The sequence below is a fragment of the Bifidobacterium callitrichos genome, from assembly GCF_008698085.1.
GTDB classification, from domain to species: Bacteria; Actinomycetota; Actinomycetes; order Actinomycetales; family Bifidobacteriaceae; genus Bifidobacterium; species Bifidobacterium callitrichos.
The window spans coordinates 506,294-521,210 of record NZ_RZJP01000002.1 but is presented as its reverse complement, the minus strand read 5'-3'; the positions used below and the strand labels follow the sequence as shown (position 1 = coordinate 521,210).

At 63.6% G+C, this 14,917-nt stretch carries 9 protein-coding genes and 2 tRNA genes; 4 read left to right on the top strand and 7 right to left on the bottom strand.

What is annotated here, in order from left to right:
* The first annotated feature begins 122 nt into the window (after positions 1 to 122).
* Complete coding sequence (locus EMB92_RS06675; RefSeq protein ID WP_150394219.1) at positions 123 to 1,262, top strand: VanZ family protein; 1,140 nt, start codon at positions 123 to 125, stop codon at positions 1,260 to 1,262.
* Between the two features lie 143 nt (positions 1,263 to 1,405).
* Here EMB92_RS06675 and gdhA read toward each other — a convergent pair whose 3' ends face one another.
* The 3 genes from gdhA to EMB92_RS06660 form a co-directional block, all read right to left on the bottom strand.
* On the bottom strand, positions 1,406 to 2,752 hold the full coding sequence (gene gdhA / locus EMB92_RS06670) for an NADP-specific glutamate dehydrogenase (protein ID WP_140445332.1): 1,347 nt from the start codon (positions 2,750 to 2,752) through the stop codon (positions 1,406 to 1,408).
* Positions 2,753 to 3,139: 387 nt separating this feature from the next.
* Positions 3,140 to 3,212 (bottom strand) — tRNA-Ala (locus EMB92_RS06665).
* A gap of 79 nt (positions 3,213 to 3,291) precedes the next feature.
* Positions 3,292 to 3,365, bottom strand: a tRNA-Ile gene (locus EMB92_RS06660).
* Positions 3,366 to 3,545: 180 nt separating this feature from the next.
* Here EMB92_RS06660 and EMB92_RS06655 point away from each other — a divergent pair.
* Positions 3,546 to 4,370 carry a M48 family metallopeptidase gene (locus EMB92_RS06655; protein WP_375137636.1) on the top strand — a complete coding sequence of 275 codons (825 nt, stop codon included), beginning with the start codon at positions 3,546 to 3,548 and terminating at the stop codon, positions 4,368 to 4,370.
* Positions 4,371 to 4,940: 570 nt separating this feature from the next.
* Here EMB92_RS06655 and EMB92_RS06650 read toward each other — a convergent pair.
* The 3 genes from EMB92_RS06650 to EMB92_RS06640 all read right to left on the bottom strand — a co-directional run bounded on the left by EMB92_RS06650 (position 4,941) and on the right by EMB92_RS06640 (position 8,271).
* Complete coding sequence (locus EMB92_RS06650; RefSeq protein ID WP_043166669.1) at positions 4,941 to 5,420, bottom strand: Dps family protein; 480 nt, start codon at positions 5,418 to 5,420, stop codon at positions 4,941 to 4,943.
* Positions 5,421 to 5,766: 346 nt separating this feature from the next.
* The gene (locus tag EMB92_RS06645; protein ID WP_150394218.1) at positions 5,767 to 7,107 is read right to left on the bottom strand and encodes a hemolysin family protein; all 1,341 of its coding nucleotides are present in this window, start codon (positions 7,105 to 7,107) and stop codon (positions 5,767 to 5,769) included.
* Between the two features lie 453 nt (positions 7,108 to 7,560).
* A complete protein-coding gene (locus EMB92_RS06640; protein ID WP_223847622.1) occupies positions 7,561 to 8,271 on the bottom strand; it encodes a carbonic anhydrase in 711 nt (236 codons plus the stop codon).
* A gap of 547 nt (positions 8,272 to 8,818) precedes the next feature.
* Here EMB92_RS06640 and ahpC point away from each other — a divergent pair.
* Complete coding sequence (gene ahpC / locus EMB92_RS06635; protein ID WP_043166665.1) at positions 8,819 to 9,382, top strand: alkyl hydroperoxide reductase subunit C; 564 nt, start codon at positions 8,819 to 8,821, stop codon at positions 9,380 to 9,382.
* A 218-nt stretch (positions 9,383 to 9,600) separates the two neighbouring features.
* Positions 9,601 to 11,538, top strand: a complete 1,938-nt coding sequence (locus EMB92_RS06630) for an FAD-dependent oxidoreductase (protein WP_150394217.1) — start codon at positions 9,601 to 9,603, stop codon at positions 11,536 to 11,538.
* 512 nt (positions 11,539 to 12,050) lie between these two features.
* Here EMB92_RS06630 and EMB92_RS06625 read toward each other — a convergent pair.
* Complete coding sequence (locus EMB92_RS06625; protein WP_140445328.1) at positions 12,051 to 14,807, bottom strand: phosphoenolpyruvate carboxylase; 2,757 nt, start codon at positions 14,805 to 14,807, stop codon at positions 12,051 to 12,053.
* Between the last annotated feature and the right edge of the window lie 110 nt (positions 14,808 to 14,917).

Below are 14,917 nucleotides of genomic sequence, written 5' to 3'. Positions count from 1 at the left end.
GACTCAGCGTACGGTGATCGGGAGTCGCCCTGTGATAGCCCCAGGAAACGTACGGAAGAACTGCACGGGGTCGTATGTAATCATGTGGGGACGTATGAGGCATGGGTCGTATAGTGGTGCCAATGTTGGGATACCTGAGTTACTTCTCCACATCGTTCATCATCGCGATGATCCTGTGGCCGGTCGTCTCGATTGTGCTCACCCTGCCGATCCTCGCGGGACTGTATCACCGGCATCACCGGCTACGTGCGATGTCCGTACTCGCCTCCTACCTGAGCACGCTGTACTTCACCGGACTCATCGCCCTGACGCTTTACCCGATGCCCGACGACCCGGACCGGTTCTGCACGGTGCACGCCGGCGACTACACTCCACAGCTCAATCCCCTGCGATTCCTCGAGGACATCCAGACGGGAGGTCTGTACGGGCTGTTGCAGCTGCTGATGAACGTCGTGTTCTTCATCCCGCTCGGCTTCGTATTCACCCGCTGGCTGCGTTGGTCATGGTGGGCGGTGCTGTCCTCCGGCCTTGTTGCATCGCTGTTCATCGAGACGTCGCAGCTCACCGGATTCTGGGGACTCTACCCGTGCGCCTACCGCCAGTTCGACGTCAACGATCTGATGACGAACACGCTTGGCGCACTCGTCGGATTCGTCATCGCGAAACTGTTCACCCGCTGGGTGCCGCAATCGGCCCTGCCCGGGCGAGATGACGTGAACATGCGTCCGGGTGCCATACATCGTGTGGTCGCCTACGTGATCGACATGATCTTCGTCGTGCTCGTCTACTTCCCCGTGACGCTGGCGATGGTCTTTGCGTTCCACTGGATGTCGACTCCGCTGCCGAACGGCGACTACACGCTGTTCGGAGGGCTGATCACGCTTGGCAACGGCTGGTTGAACGGCGTCGCGCCATCGGCCGCGGCGCTCGCGTTCCTCGTGTTCGAGCTGGCGATTCCGGCGACGCATCGCGGGCAGACCCTGGGCGGCATGTTCACGCACATGACGATCGAAACGGTCTCGCGACGCGGATGGAGCCGAGTGGCGTTCTACGCCGTGCGCACGCTGGTGCTGGGCCTGTTCACCGAAATGGCGATTATCGGGTTCATCGGCGCCGATTCCGACGCATTCCGCTCCCTGCTCGAGTATGCGATTCTCGGCTTCCTGATCGTGTTCGTCTTCGAACTGCTCACCCGCCGCGCGCCGTGGGATCTCATTGCGGGGAATCCGGCGAATCCGTCGAATAATCCGTCGAATCGATAGACCTGACAAAAAATCCGGCGCATGGAACAGAGAGGATTCGTTCCACGCGCCGGACGACTGAATCATGACTCCCCTGACGATGAGGGGACGGTCAATGTGGGTGAATTCCCGATGCCGGGTGTTCACCCACAGGTTCTATATGCTCACAGCACGCCCTGGGCGACCATCGCATTGGCGACCTTGACGAAGCCGGCGGCGTTCGCGCCGAGCATCAGATCACCCTCGTGGCCGTACTCCTTGGCAGCGGCCAGCGAGTTGGCGACGATGGTCTCCATGATCGACTTGAGCTTGGCGTCGGTCTCCTCGAAGGTCCAGGAGAGACGGTAGGAGTTCTGGCTCATCTCCAGACCGGAGACGGCCACGCCACCCGCGTTCGCGGCCTTGGCCGGGCCGTAGAGCACGCCGTTCTTCTGGTAGACGGCGATCGCCTCCGGAGTGGACGGCATGTTCGCACCCTCGCACACAACGGTCACGCCGTTGTCGACGAGCTGCTGCGCGGACTCGCCGTCGATCTCGTTCTGGGTCGCGCACGGCAGGGCGATATCGCCCTTGACGCTCCACACGCCCTTGCTGCCCTCGTGGTACTCGGCGCCCGGCACACGCTCGGCGTACTCCTTGATGCGGCCGCGCTCGACTTCCTTGATCTGCTTGACCACGTCGACGTTGATGCCGTTCGGATCGTAGATGTAGCCGTTGGAATCGGACACGGTGACGACCTTCGCACCCAGCTGCTCGGCCTTCTGCGCGGCGTAGGTGGCCACGTTGCCGGAACCGGAGATGATCACGGTCTTGCCTTCGAAGGAGTCGTTGCGCAGGACGCGCAGCGCTTCGGCGGTGTAGTAGCACAGGCCGTAGCCGGTGGCCTCGGTGCGGGCCAGCGATCCGCCGAACTCAAGACCCTTGCCGGTCAGAACGCCGGAGTACTCGTCGCGGATGCGCTTGTACTGGCCGAACAGGTAGCCGATCTCGCGGCCGCCGACGTTGATGTCACCGGCCGGAACGTCGGTGAACTGGCCGATGTGACGGGACAGCTCGGTCATGAAGGCCTGACAGAAGCGCATGACCTCGGCGTCCGACTTGCCCTTCGGGTTGAAGTCGGAGCCGCCCTTGGCGCCGCCCATCGGCAGCGTGGTCAGGCTGTTCTTGAGGATCTGCTCGAAGCCGAGGAACTTGATGACGCTCTCGGTGACGGTCGGGTGGAAGCGCAGGCCGCCCTTGTACGGGCCGATCGCGGAGTTGAACTGGATGCGGTAGCCGCGGTTGACCTGAACCTTGCCTTCATCGTCGGTCCACGCAACGCGGAACTTGATCACGCGCTCGGGCTCGACGAGGCGCTCGAGCACGCCCGCCTTCTCGTATTCCGGGTGCTTCTCGACGACCGGCTGCAGGCTCTCGAAGACCTCCTGCACGGCCTGCAGGAACTCCGGCTGATCGCCGTCGCGCTTCTCGACCTGCGCGTAGACGCGCTTGACGTACTCGTCCGTGAGCATATGGACTCCCCCTTGGGTTTGGGCTATCAATAGACGTTTCCGATTGTATGCACGTGCCGTTCGATCCGGCAAGGGTCTGTCCACGCTCTGTCAGTGGATGATTGATCGGCTCCATCGAGCGGTGTCGGATCCCATCGCGTTGTGATATTCCCATCGCGCGGTGAGACGATTTTTCGATTTGGCGGAATACCGCCGTTTTGCATCACCGCGTGATGGGTGAAACACCACTTCATGGGGATGTTGTTGCGTAATGGGGCGCGAGAGGGCGTGATGGGAACCGGGGAACCTGGGAATCTGGGAACGCTGTTAGGGCCTGCAAACGAGATAAGGGCCGTGGAATCGGTTGATCCCACGGCCCTCATCCTGTCCCTGAAGTGTCGCCACTAGTGGAGCATGCCGGGTTCGAACCGGCGACCCTCTGCTTGCAAAGCAGATGCGCTACCAGCTGCGCCAATGCCCCAGTGTCCCTAGTTCGAAAGGCGCCTCTTCAGTTGCAGATAGAAAAAAATAGCGGCTCAAACGGCCGCTGTTTTTTCCTGTGGGCCCGGGAGGACTTGAACCTCCGACCTCATCCTTATCAGGGATGCGCTCTAACCACCTGAGCTACGGGCCCGTCCGTGCACTTCAAAGCACAAGCAGTTATAATACAGGTCATTCGAGGTTTGTCAAAGAATGCGTGCGTTACGGCGTGTCGCCTTATGGGAGTAGGAGTGAGTGGCGATTTCATGGTGTACGCCGGGTAGTCACAGGATGAAGAAATCGCGATGTCCTCTCGGTAGACACAATGGCGGATATGCCATATCGTCGCCGCCCCTCCCGCGTCAGTCCCTTCCCTGCCGTCATCTCCATGCGTGTGATCGACGTCGACGGAATGCCGGTCGAGGTGACGCGCAAACGCATCAGAAACATGTATCTGCGCATCAAGCCTCCGTCCGGGGAAATCGTGGTGTCGGCGCCGGCGCGGATGTCCGAACGTATGATCGTCGATTTCGTGCGCGGCCGACGTGAGTGGATCGATCGGCAGCGCGAACGCATGGCCAAGGCGCGTCACGAGGCGATGGCGGGATTCGGCGAGGGCGAGTTTGATCCGTCGAGTAACGGTGGTGTTGGTGGTGTCGGCGGTGTCGAGGAAGCCGGCGACGACCTGTTCTCCGTCAGCGGACTGGATCCGTTCGATGGCGATACGCGTTCCGTTGACCCTGTCCCCTCGACGTCTCCTTCGTCGGACTCCCCCGCCTCGAACGACGGCGACGATGCCGATTTCGATCGCACCCATGTGTGGACCGACGATCGCCGCAAGCGCGCTGAGGAGGCGATCAACGCGGCTTTGCCCGGTCTCCTCGACAAGTGGACACCGATCGTCGGCAAATCGCCCACGCACATCACCCTGCGATTGATGACCTCACGATGGGGGTCGTGCACGCCGAAGACCGGGCGTATCAGACTGAACCTGCAACTGGGGCTCATGGAGCCCGAGTTCCTCGAATACGTGCTCGTCCACGAGCTCACCCACCTGTGGGAGCGCGGTCACGGCGAGCGGTTCCGCGCGCGCATGGACGCCTATCTGCCGCGTTGGCGCGATCTGCGCCGCGAACTCAACCGCCGCATTGTGTTGTAGCACCGTGATCCGGCGTCGTGTTGCGGGTGTGGGCCCGGATGGCGGCCGGGACCGGTCCTCGCTTAGCTATGCCGTCTGCGCGTCTCCCAGCTGTGCCGCTCAACGCTTTTTTCAGTGTTTTTGGCGTTGAGCGGCACGACGATGCGTCGTTACCGACTCGCCACCTTATTTGACATGTTGTCAAAATGGCTATTTTTCAACGATTCTGCAATAGCCGGTATCTCGAGGGCTGTCCTTGCTGCCGATGTGTCTGCCGCTCAACGTGAAAAAGCGCCGAAATCGCGTTGAGCGGCACGGTTTTCTGCCGCTCAACGAACATCAACCGATTGACATGCGCTGAGTGGCAGACTCATCACGCATCCATCCCCGATCCGCCCCGATCGACGTATCGGATCCTATGGGATCGGACGTCTCCCAGCCACACATAACGCCGGATACCACGTCTCCATCTGACCATTTATAACGCGTTATAACGCGTGTTTCGCGTGACAATGAGAAATGCGGTTCCCTTGAGACAAGGAGAACCGCATTTCTCATAAGTCAGTGTCAGTCAATAGAGAAAACGCCTACTCACGCGAGGTGAGAGCGCATGAACCACTGGAACTTCTCGAGCTCCTGGACATGGTCCTGGATGATGTTGGAGCTGATCACGTCGAGGTCGTCGAGCTCGGCGATGGCCTTGCGGTCGTCGGCGATGAACGCGTCGTAGTACTCGATGAGCGCCTTGAGGTACTCCTCGGTGCCTGCGCGGCCTTCGACATCGAACGCCTTCCACGTGCGGTTGCGGGTGATCGCGTCGGCGCGGCCGTCCGGCGTGCCGCCCAATGTGGCGATGCGCTCGGCGGTCTCATCGGCCTGAGCGAGGACGACCTCGACCTGCGGGTCAAGCATCTCATGCACGGCGATGAAGTTCGGGCCGGTCACGTTCCAGTGCGCGTGCTTGAGGACCAGAGCGGCCTCCTGCTCCTGGCTCAGGCGGTTCTGCAGAATCGCGATGGCCTTCTCGGAGACGGCCTCGTCGAGGCCGGGGACGATGAATGCGAGTGCCATGATTGTTCCTTTCCTTCCTTGTGGGAGTCTCCCATAAGGAACCTTGTATTACCCAGTCTAGAGGTTTCGGCTTCAATCAGGGCCGAGGTGCCGGCGTACGTGCCGGCGTACGTTCCTCCGGGTCTTTCTCCTAGACATCCGGGCAACCGTACTCTTGACAACCGTTAACGTACGTTTGCCCGGACATTCGCCGAAAAACCCCGGAGGAACGTACGTTTGGTAACCATTAACGTACGTTCCTCCGGATGTCCACCGGAATAACCCGGTGGAACGTACGCCGACGTCATAGGGAGTCGTCGTTGGTGCTGGCGTACGTTGGTGTTAGTTGGTGTCAGTTGGTTTGGTGTCAGTTCGTGGCCCCGGTGGCCCCACTAGTCGGCTCGTAGTGGTCCGGCGCGCCGGCCTTCTTCACCTCGATGGTCTCAATACGGCGGCCGTCGACCTGCTTGACGATCATGTCGTAGCCGTCGTCGGAGTGCAGCACGTCGCCGACCTCGCCCATCTTGCCGGTGTGCGCAAGGAAGTATCCGGCGACCGTCTCGTACGGGCCGTCCTCCAGTTCGATGCCGGTCAGATCCTCGAAGTCCTCCAATGTGGTACCGCCCTCGATCGTGGCGATGCCGTTGACGAACACGCTACGACGGTTGCGCGCCCCGCCCTTCTCCTCGGGCAGATCGTATTCGTCGTGGATGTCGCCAACCAGTTCCTCGGTCATGTCCTCCAGCGTGACGATGCCGTCGGTGCCGCCGTATTCGTCGATGACGACGGCCAGATGGATACCGCGCTTGCGCAATAGTTCAAGGCTCGGCAGCAGCTTCGACGTGCCCGGCAACGAGATGCCCTCGCGGGTGATGTCGGCGACGGTCTTCGCGTCCGGATCGCGCACGTCGAGCAGGTCGCGTACGTGTACGAAGCCGAGCACGTCGTCGAAGTCCTTGCCGGTGACGGGGTAGCGGGAGTACGGCATCTCGCGCACGTACTTGGCCGCGTCGGGGATCGTCATCGATCCGTCGAGGAACACGACGTCGGCGCGCGGGCGCATCACCTCCGCGACGATCGTCTCGGAGGCGTCGAACACGTCGTCGAGGATCGTGCGCTCGTCCTTGCTCAGGTTCGTGTTCGTGTTGACGAGCACGCGCAGCTCGTCGTCGGACACCTCGGATTCGGTCTCGTTCGGGTCGAAGCCGAGCAGTCGGACGATGCCGTTCGTGTTCTTGCCGATCAGCCAGATGATCGGACGGCAGATCTTCGCGAACACGTCGATCGCCGGGACGACTGCGCGCGCGATCTGCTCGGTCTTCTGCATCGCGATGCGCTTCGGCACCATCTCGGAGATCACGATCGAGCAGTAGGAGATGATGAGCGTCAACACGATCGTCGTCAGCGGCGCGGCGATGTGCTGCGGGACGCCGAGTGCCACGACCCACGGCACGATGAACGGCGAGATCGACGATTCACCGAACGATGCGGACAGGAAGCCGCACAGGGTCACGCCGATCTGCACGGTCGACAGGAAGGTGTTCGGATCGCGGGCGATTTTGGCCACGCGGGCGCCGCGGGCGTCCTCCTGCTCCATCTGGTCGATCTGCGAGCCTCTCAGGCTCACCAGTGCAAGTTCGGTGCCGGCGAAGACGGAGCCGAGCAGCAGGAATACGAAGATCAGCAGGATGTTTAAGCCAAGTGACATGTCTCCACTCTAGGGGAGCGGGGAGTCAAGTCGGGTTCGTGGAGGCTGGTTGGCTGGTCGGGGTCGGTCGGAGGGCGTCGGTGTGATGCCCGGTGTACGTCGTCGGCGGCTTGCGGGAAGTCATCCCCCGGATTCGTACGCTGACGTCGGCGGCATCGTCGGCCGGGCGTATCCGGGGCGTATCCGGGCGTACGTTCCGTGGGGCCGTAATCATGGAACCCCTCGGGGACGTACTCTGACTGTCGCTCACCGTACGTTCCCTGTGGCTTACCCGAGGTCATCCCCCGGATTCGTACGCTGACGTCGGGTAAGCGTACGAATCCGGGGGATGGTCCGGCGTTGACCCCTGCCGCCGTACGCTGATCGCCCGTCAGCGTACGTTCCTTGGGGTTCCTGGGGGTGGGGACGATGGGGCGACAGAGGCCGGGGCACGATGGTGTCTGAGGCGGCCGATCAGAAGCTCAGCACCTCGACGAGGCCGGTGTCGAGCTGGTAGCGGGCGCCGACCAGCATCAGGCGGTCCTCGGCCAGCGCGGTCTGGATGACCTCGCTTCTGGAGACCAGATTCTCGATCGTGCTCGCCACATGCACGCGCTCGATGTCGTCCTGCGCCTCGAGTTCGGCCTCGCGCGCCTGCCAGACGGACATGCCGACCGAACGCATGATGATCGACTTGGATTCGGCGATGCGCTCGTCGAGCGAGTCCATGAGCTCGGCGGCCGCGATCGAATCGTCGGCGTCGGCCGTGGCCTCGTGCAGCATCGCGTCCAATCCGTCCATCGCCATGTGCACCGCGCCGCAGCCCTGATGGCCGAGCACCACCAGCAGGCTCACGCCCAGTTCGCTCACCGCGTATTCGAGCGAGGCGAGCACGCCGTCGTCGACCACCTGACCGGCGGTGCGCACGGTGAACAGATCGCCCAATCCCTGATCGAAGACGATCTCCGGAGGCACGCGCGAATCCGAGCAGGAGAGCACGGCCGCGTCCGGATTCTGGCGGTCGATCAACGATTCGCGCGTCTGCGCATCCTGCCACGGATGCTCCGGCTTGCCCTCGGCGAACCGCCGATTACCCGCCAGCATGCGGCTCCACGTCGCATTCGCCGTGGACTGCTCGGGATCGGTGGGACCCTGCCCCTGCTCGAACTGCTCGTCAGTCGTCATCATCGTCTCCTTGTCGGATTTTTCGAACGTATCGTCGTCGTTCCTGCGTTCCCGGCGTGCGACGCCCTGTTCGGCACCCTATCCGCCGGGTGATTGCCGGGTGATCATCGGGCGATTGCCTTACGGCTCATAGTAGATCATCAACGTTGTATCGCCCGTCCTTCCCCGGATCATTCCGAGCGATGTTCGGGTAACGGGCGGGATCGTCCGGGAGTCTCACGGCTGGCGGAGGTCTGTCCGTCGGCCGTCCAACGTGCGGATGGCCGCATACGGGGATCGTGCCCCCGTCTGCTCACCCGTTTCGGCGATTGGATTTTCGCCTGATTCCCGTGTCCATTTTCGCCCGATTCCCGCCTGTGATGTTCCTCATATGGTCTTGCGCGCGCCGTCCGTTCCGCAGGCAGTGCGCTCGGGATAGGATGGGAGGGCATGGGAAGCGACCGGGGCCGCAACCGGCGGAGGTCTGTCCGGCGGCCGTCCGGACTCGTCCGTCCGGACGGACGGGCACGGCTGATTCCCACGAAGACTCTCACGGAAAGGAACAATGATGACTCTTCTGCAGCACGAACTCACCGACTTCAAGGTTCAGGCCTTCCAGAACAACGACTTCCACGAGGTGACCAAGGCCGACGTGCTCGGTCACTGGTCCGTGTTCTTCTTCTACCCGGCCGACTTCACCTTCGTCTGCCCGACCGAGCTCGAGGACCTCGCCGCTAAGTACGAGGACTTCAAGAAGATCGGCTGCGAGATCTACTCCGTGTCCACCGACACCCACTTCGTGCACAAGGCGTGGCACGACGCCAACGAGAAGATCGCGAAGATCCAGTACCCGATGCTGGCCGATCCGACCGCCCTGCTCGCCCGCGACCTCGACACCTACAACGAGGTCGACGGCATGGCCGAGCGCGGCGACTTCATCGTGAACCCGGAGGGCAAGGTCGTGGCCTACGAGGTCATCTCCTCCAACGTCGGCCGCAACGCCGACGAGCTGCTGCGCCGCGTCCAGGCCTCCCAGTTCGTCTACGAGCACGGCGATCAGGTCTGCCCCGCCAAGTGGCAGCCGGGCGAGGACACCATCGAGCCGAGCCTCGACCTCGTCGGCCTGCTGTGACAAACAGCTGGCTGTTTGTCACAGTGCGTCGCATGTAACCGTAATCCGGCCCCCTCTGACGAGGGGGCTCCCGGCGGAGCCGGGTGGGGGAGAGACAGGGAGGCGAGAATCCTTCCGGTCATCTCTCCCCCAGTCCACCGCGCGGACAGCCCCCTCGTCAGAGGGGGCCTACTTGTTAGAGGCCTATTTACTGCTTTTACTGCTTTGAAGGAGTTTGCATGACTGAGAACAACAGCGATCTGTACGACGTCGTCGTCATCGGCGGCGGCCCCGCGGGGCTCACCGCCGGCCTGTATCTCGCTCGCGCCCGCTATCGCGTGCTCGTGCTCGAGAAGGACGATTTCGGCGGACAGATCACCATCACCAACGAAGTCGTCAACTACCCCGGTGTCGGCCGCACCACCGGTCGCGCGCTCACGCAGACCATGCGCGAGCAGGCGCGTGACTTCGGCGCCGAATTCCTCTCCGCCGAAGCCACCGGTCTCGACGTCGACGGCGACGTCAAGATCGTGCACACCTCGCGCGGCGACCTGAAGACGTTCGGTATCCTCATCGCCACCGGCGCCTCCCCGCGCAAGCTCGGCTTCGAGGGCGAGGCGGAGTACGCCGGCCGCGGCGTCGCCTACTGCGCCACCTGCGACGGCGAGTTCTTCACCGGCAAGGAGGTACTCGTCATCGGCGGCGGATTCGCCGCGGCCGAGGAGAGCGTGTTCCTGACCAAGTACGCGAGCAAGGTCACCGTGCTCGTGCGCGAGGACGACTTCACCTGCGACGCATCCGTCGCCGCGGAAGCCAAGAACAACCCGAAGATCGAGGTGCGATACGGCGTCGAGTTGAAGGGCGTCACCGCCGGTCAGGGCGGGCTGCGCGAGGCGACGATTCTCGATCGCGCGTCCGGCCAGACCGAGACGTGGAAGCCGTCTGACGGCGGCACATTCGGCGTGTTCGTGTTCGCCGGATACGTGCCCGCGACCTCGCTCGTGCGCGGCGTCGTCGACCTCGATCCGCAGGGCTACGTCATCACGCACGACTACCTCGAGACGTCCGTGCCGGGCGTGTACGCGGCGGGCGATCTGCGCGTCAAGAACCTGCGTCAGGTCGTCACCGCGACGGCCGACGGCGCGATCGCGGCCGTTGAGCTGGAACGCTACGCGAAGTCGATGAGCGAGAAGACGGGACTCGTGCCGCCGCGTCCGACCGCGTCCGCGTACGAGAAGGCCGAGGCCGAGGCCGCGAAGGCCGCGTCCGGGGCCGAGGGCACGACGCCCGCTCCCGCGCCGGTCAAGCGCAGCGCCGATGCGGCCGCTGTCGCCTCCGCGCAGCGTAGGCCCGGCGAGCTGTTCTCCGATGCGATCAAGCAGCAGCTCGGCGTCGTCTTCGGACGCATGACCCGTCCGGTCACGCTCGCGCTCGAGCTGGACGACACCCCGCTTTCGGCGGAATTGCAGGGATTCGTCGGTGAGATGGTCGCGCTGTCCGGAGGCAAGCTCGCCTCCGTGGCGATCGACGCCGCGGGACTCGTCACCGCGGTCGACGGCGCGCCCGCCGCGTCTGCCGGACTGGTCGTCGGCGAGCCGGCTGAAATCGTGCTGCCTGCGGGCGGTGGCGACGCCGGTGACGCCGCCGTCCTGCCGACGTACGGCACGCTGGACGACACCGGTCGCGCCGAGTTTGACCCGGCCGGCCTGCTGCCTGGTGCTCGCCCGGCCGTGCGCCTGTGCGTCGCGGATCCGGTGAGCGACGGTCAACTGACCTTCACCGGTCTCGCGTTCCACGGCGTGCCCTCCGGTCACGAGTTCAACTCGTTCGTGCTCGGACTGTACAACGCGGCGGGCCCCGGCCAGCCGCTCGACGACGATCTCAAGTCGCGTGCGGAGGCGATCGACCAGCCGACCGACGTGATGATTCTCGTGTCGCTCACCTGCACGATGTGCCCGGAGACGGTACTCGCCTCCCAGCGCATCGCCTCGCTCAACCCGAACGTGCGCGCCGAGGCCTACGACATCTCGCACTTCCCGGAGCTCAAAGACCAGTACGGTGCGATGAGCGTGCCCTGCATCGTCATCAATCGTGGCGATGGTGCCGATGGCGGCGAGCAGAAGGTCGAATTCGGCAAGAAGAGCATCCCCCAGATGCTCGCATTGCTCGGGGCGTGACGCTCCCCGGCCCTTGTGGTTCCCGGGATTTCAGGGGTGAATCCCGGGAACCGGCATCGCCCTTAATCGCACATGCCCGGAATGGGGTTTCGGCCTGATTCCGGGCTTGTCATGTGCGAACGCACAGGGTGCCGGTTCCTGGGATCGTATGGGTGAATCCCGGGAACCGGCACATCGTGCGCTTATCACCCATCACCTATCACCCACCACCCATCTATCGTTTACCTACCATCCTGCGTATCCCCCACCAACTCATCGTGTGGTCTGAAGGCCCATCACGCGGTGAAAGTCACATGGAGCGGTGAGGGGATTTTGCGGATTGGCGGAATATAGCCGTTTTGCGTCACCGCTCGATGGGGAAGTCACTACTTCATGGGGAAGTCACCGCTTCATGGGGAGAATCACCGCGCGATGGATGAGATGCTCACGTCGGGGTGATGCGAAAAACGGGGGGCCCCGCAACCTGACAGAGGTTGCGGGGCCCCCCGATGATTCGACGGCACGGACCGGAATCAGCCCGTGTTCTGCAGGCCTGCGGCGACGCCGGAGACCGTGCAGAGGATGAGATAGATGAACCCGGCCTGCTGGCTCTTGGAGAGCTCTTCCTTGTCCACCTTCTTACGCAGCGAACGCAGCGCCAGCACCTGGGTGACGGACAGCGCGTCCACGTACGGGGAGCGGATTCGGATGGCCTGGCCGAGCACATGACGGTGCTGCAGCGGCCACTTGTCGCCGACGATGTCGAGCACCCACTTGCGGGTGAGCTCCATCTCGTGCATGACCTTCTCCGGCAGATCCGTGCGATCGTCGAGCGCCAGATACATCTTGGCGATGCGCTCGTCGGTCTTGGCCAGCGACATCTCGATGTTGTCGATGAACGTGGAGAACAGCGGCCATTCCTCGTAGGCCTGACGCATCGTCTCCAGATCGCCGAACTGCTCGCACGCGGTGCCGAGGCCGTACCATGCGGCCAGGTTGATGCGCGCCTGAGCCCAGGAGAAGATCCACGGGATCGTACGCAGATCGTCGAGCGACTTCGCACCCAGGCCACGCTTGGCCGGACGGGAGCCGATCGGCAGCAGGCCGATCTCCGTCAGCGGCGTCACGGTGGAGAACCACTGCGCGAAATCGGGCGTGTGCAGCAGGTCGAGGAAGCGGTTGTGCGCGGCCTCGTCGAGCTCGTGCGCCATCTCGGCGTACTTGGCGGTCATGTCCGTGTTGCGCTTCTCGACGCTCGGCGCGGACTGGAGCAGGGTCGCCGCCGCAACGGACTCGACGTGGCGGATGGCCAGCACCGGGTTGCCGTAGCGGGCGAAGATGACCTCGCCCTGTTCGGTGAGCTTGAAGCGGCACTTGACCGATCCGACCGGCTGGGCAAGCACCGCGCGGTTGGCGGGGCCGCCGCCACGACCGACGGCACCGCCGCGGCCATGGAACAGGGTCAGGTCGATGTCGTGCGATTCGGCCCACTTGGCGATGCGCTCCTGAGCGGAGTGCAGGGCCAGCGTGGCGGAGGTCGGGCCGGCGTCCTTCGAGGAATCGGAGTAGCCGAGCATGACCTCGAGCTTGTTGCCGGTGGCCTTCAGACGAGCCTGCACCTCGGGGATCTTGATCATTTCCTCGAGCACGTCCACCGAGTTCTGCAGATCCTCGAGCTGCTCGAACAGCGGGATCACGTCGATGGTCGGCACGTCCTCCGGATGTGCGAAGGCGAGACGGTTGAGCTCGTAGACATCCTTGATGTTCTGCGCGCTCTTCGTGAACGAGATGATGTAGCGGCGTGCGGCCTTGAGTCCGTTGCGCTTCTGGATCGAACCGAGGGCGCGGAAGGTGTCGAGCACCTCCTGGGTCATCGGCTGCAGCTCGCCGCGCTCACCGTGCAGGCCGTGCTCGCGGATGTCCGCGAGGGCGCGGGAGTGCACGACCGAGTGCTGACGGAACTCCATCTCGACCATGTGGAAGCCGAAGGTCTCGGCCTGCCAGATCAGGTCCTGCAGCGGGCCGTAGGCGGAGCGCTTGGCGCCCGCGTCGGCCAGCGACTGCTGCACGACCTTGAGGTCGGCGATGAAGTCGTCGCAGGTGTGGTACATCAGGTCGGCGTCGCGCAGGATCGTGTAGTGCAGGCGATCGGCGATCACCAGCATGACGGCGCGGTGCAGCTCCTTGGTGGAGATCAGCGCGGCCTTGTCGGTGAGCCTCTCGCTCATCTCCTTCTGGTGGCTCCACAGCACCCTGAGCGCAGCGCTCGGCGGCGTGGTCTCGGCCTCCATCGTCAGGTTCTTGCCGACGGTGCGGGTGGCCTCCTCGAGGGCGCCCAGCACGTGGTCGGAGAACTTGCGCGCGACCTGACGGCTGACCTTCGCGGTGACGTTCGGGTTGCCGTCGCGGTCGGAGCCGATCCAGCTGCCCGGGTGGAAGAACGCGGGGCAGACGGGCTCGACGAGTCCGGCCTTGTCGCCCAGAATCCAGTCGTCGAAGCGGCGGTAGACCTTGGGGATCGTGTGGAAGAGCGTGTTGTCGAAGATGTCGAGAATCGTGTCCGCCTCTTCGACCGGGGTCGGCTTCTTGAGCGCGATCGGCGAGGTGCGGAACAGCGCGTCGATCTCGTTGTAGAGGCGACGCAGGTTCTCCTTCTTGTCGGAGCCGCCCAGCAGCTTGTTGGCCGTCAGTAGCTCGGAGATGCGGCGGATCTTGCCTTCGACCGCCTTACGGCGGGCCTCGGTGGGGTGCGCGGTGAACACCGGGTGGAACTCGAGTCGGTCGAGCAGCTCCTTGGCCTTCGCCGGGCCCATCTCGTTGATGAGCTGATGGTAGGCGACGGTGAGCTCGTTGATCGGGTCCACGGCGCTGTCGTCGCTCACCTTGGCCTCACGTGCGTGCAGCACGGAGACGCGGTAGTCCTCCTCGCACAGGTTGGCGAGGTGGAAGTAGGTGGCGAACGCACGGGCCAGAAGCTGGGCGTCGTGAAGCTTCATGGCGTCGATGACTTCCACGGCCTTCTTGAGACCATCGTGATCCGGATCGGGATCGACCATCACGCCTTCGAAATGCTCGGCGCTGGCCTCGACGGCGTACTGGCGTACTTCGTCGAACGTGGCGAGCAATTTGGGATCGAATTCGCCGAGTACATCACGCAGGATGTGCAGACACAGATCCATGTCGCTGGCGAGTGATTCGGGCAGAGCACGCTCTTCGGGACCCTTGGTTCCCGTACCGGTCGAGACTATCGTCGCGTCGGCTGGCGTGATCTGCTGATCGTTATCTGTCATCAGACCTCCTTCTGCCGTACCTCAGGTTGCCCGGTCTGACGGTCGCCCGCGGCTCCTCCGCGGTTGTTGAGGCCGTCCGTTGCGAGCCCACAGCCCGTATACGGCGTTTG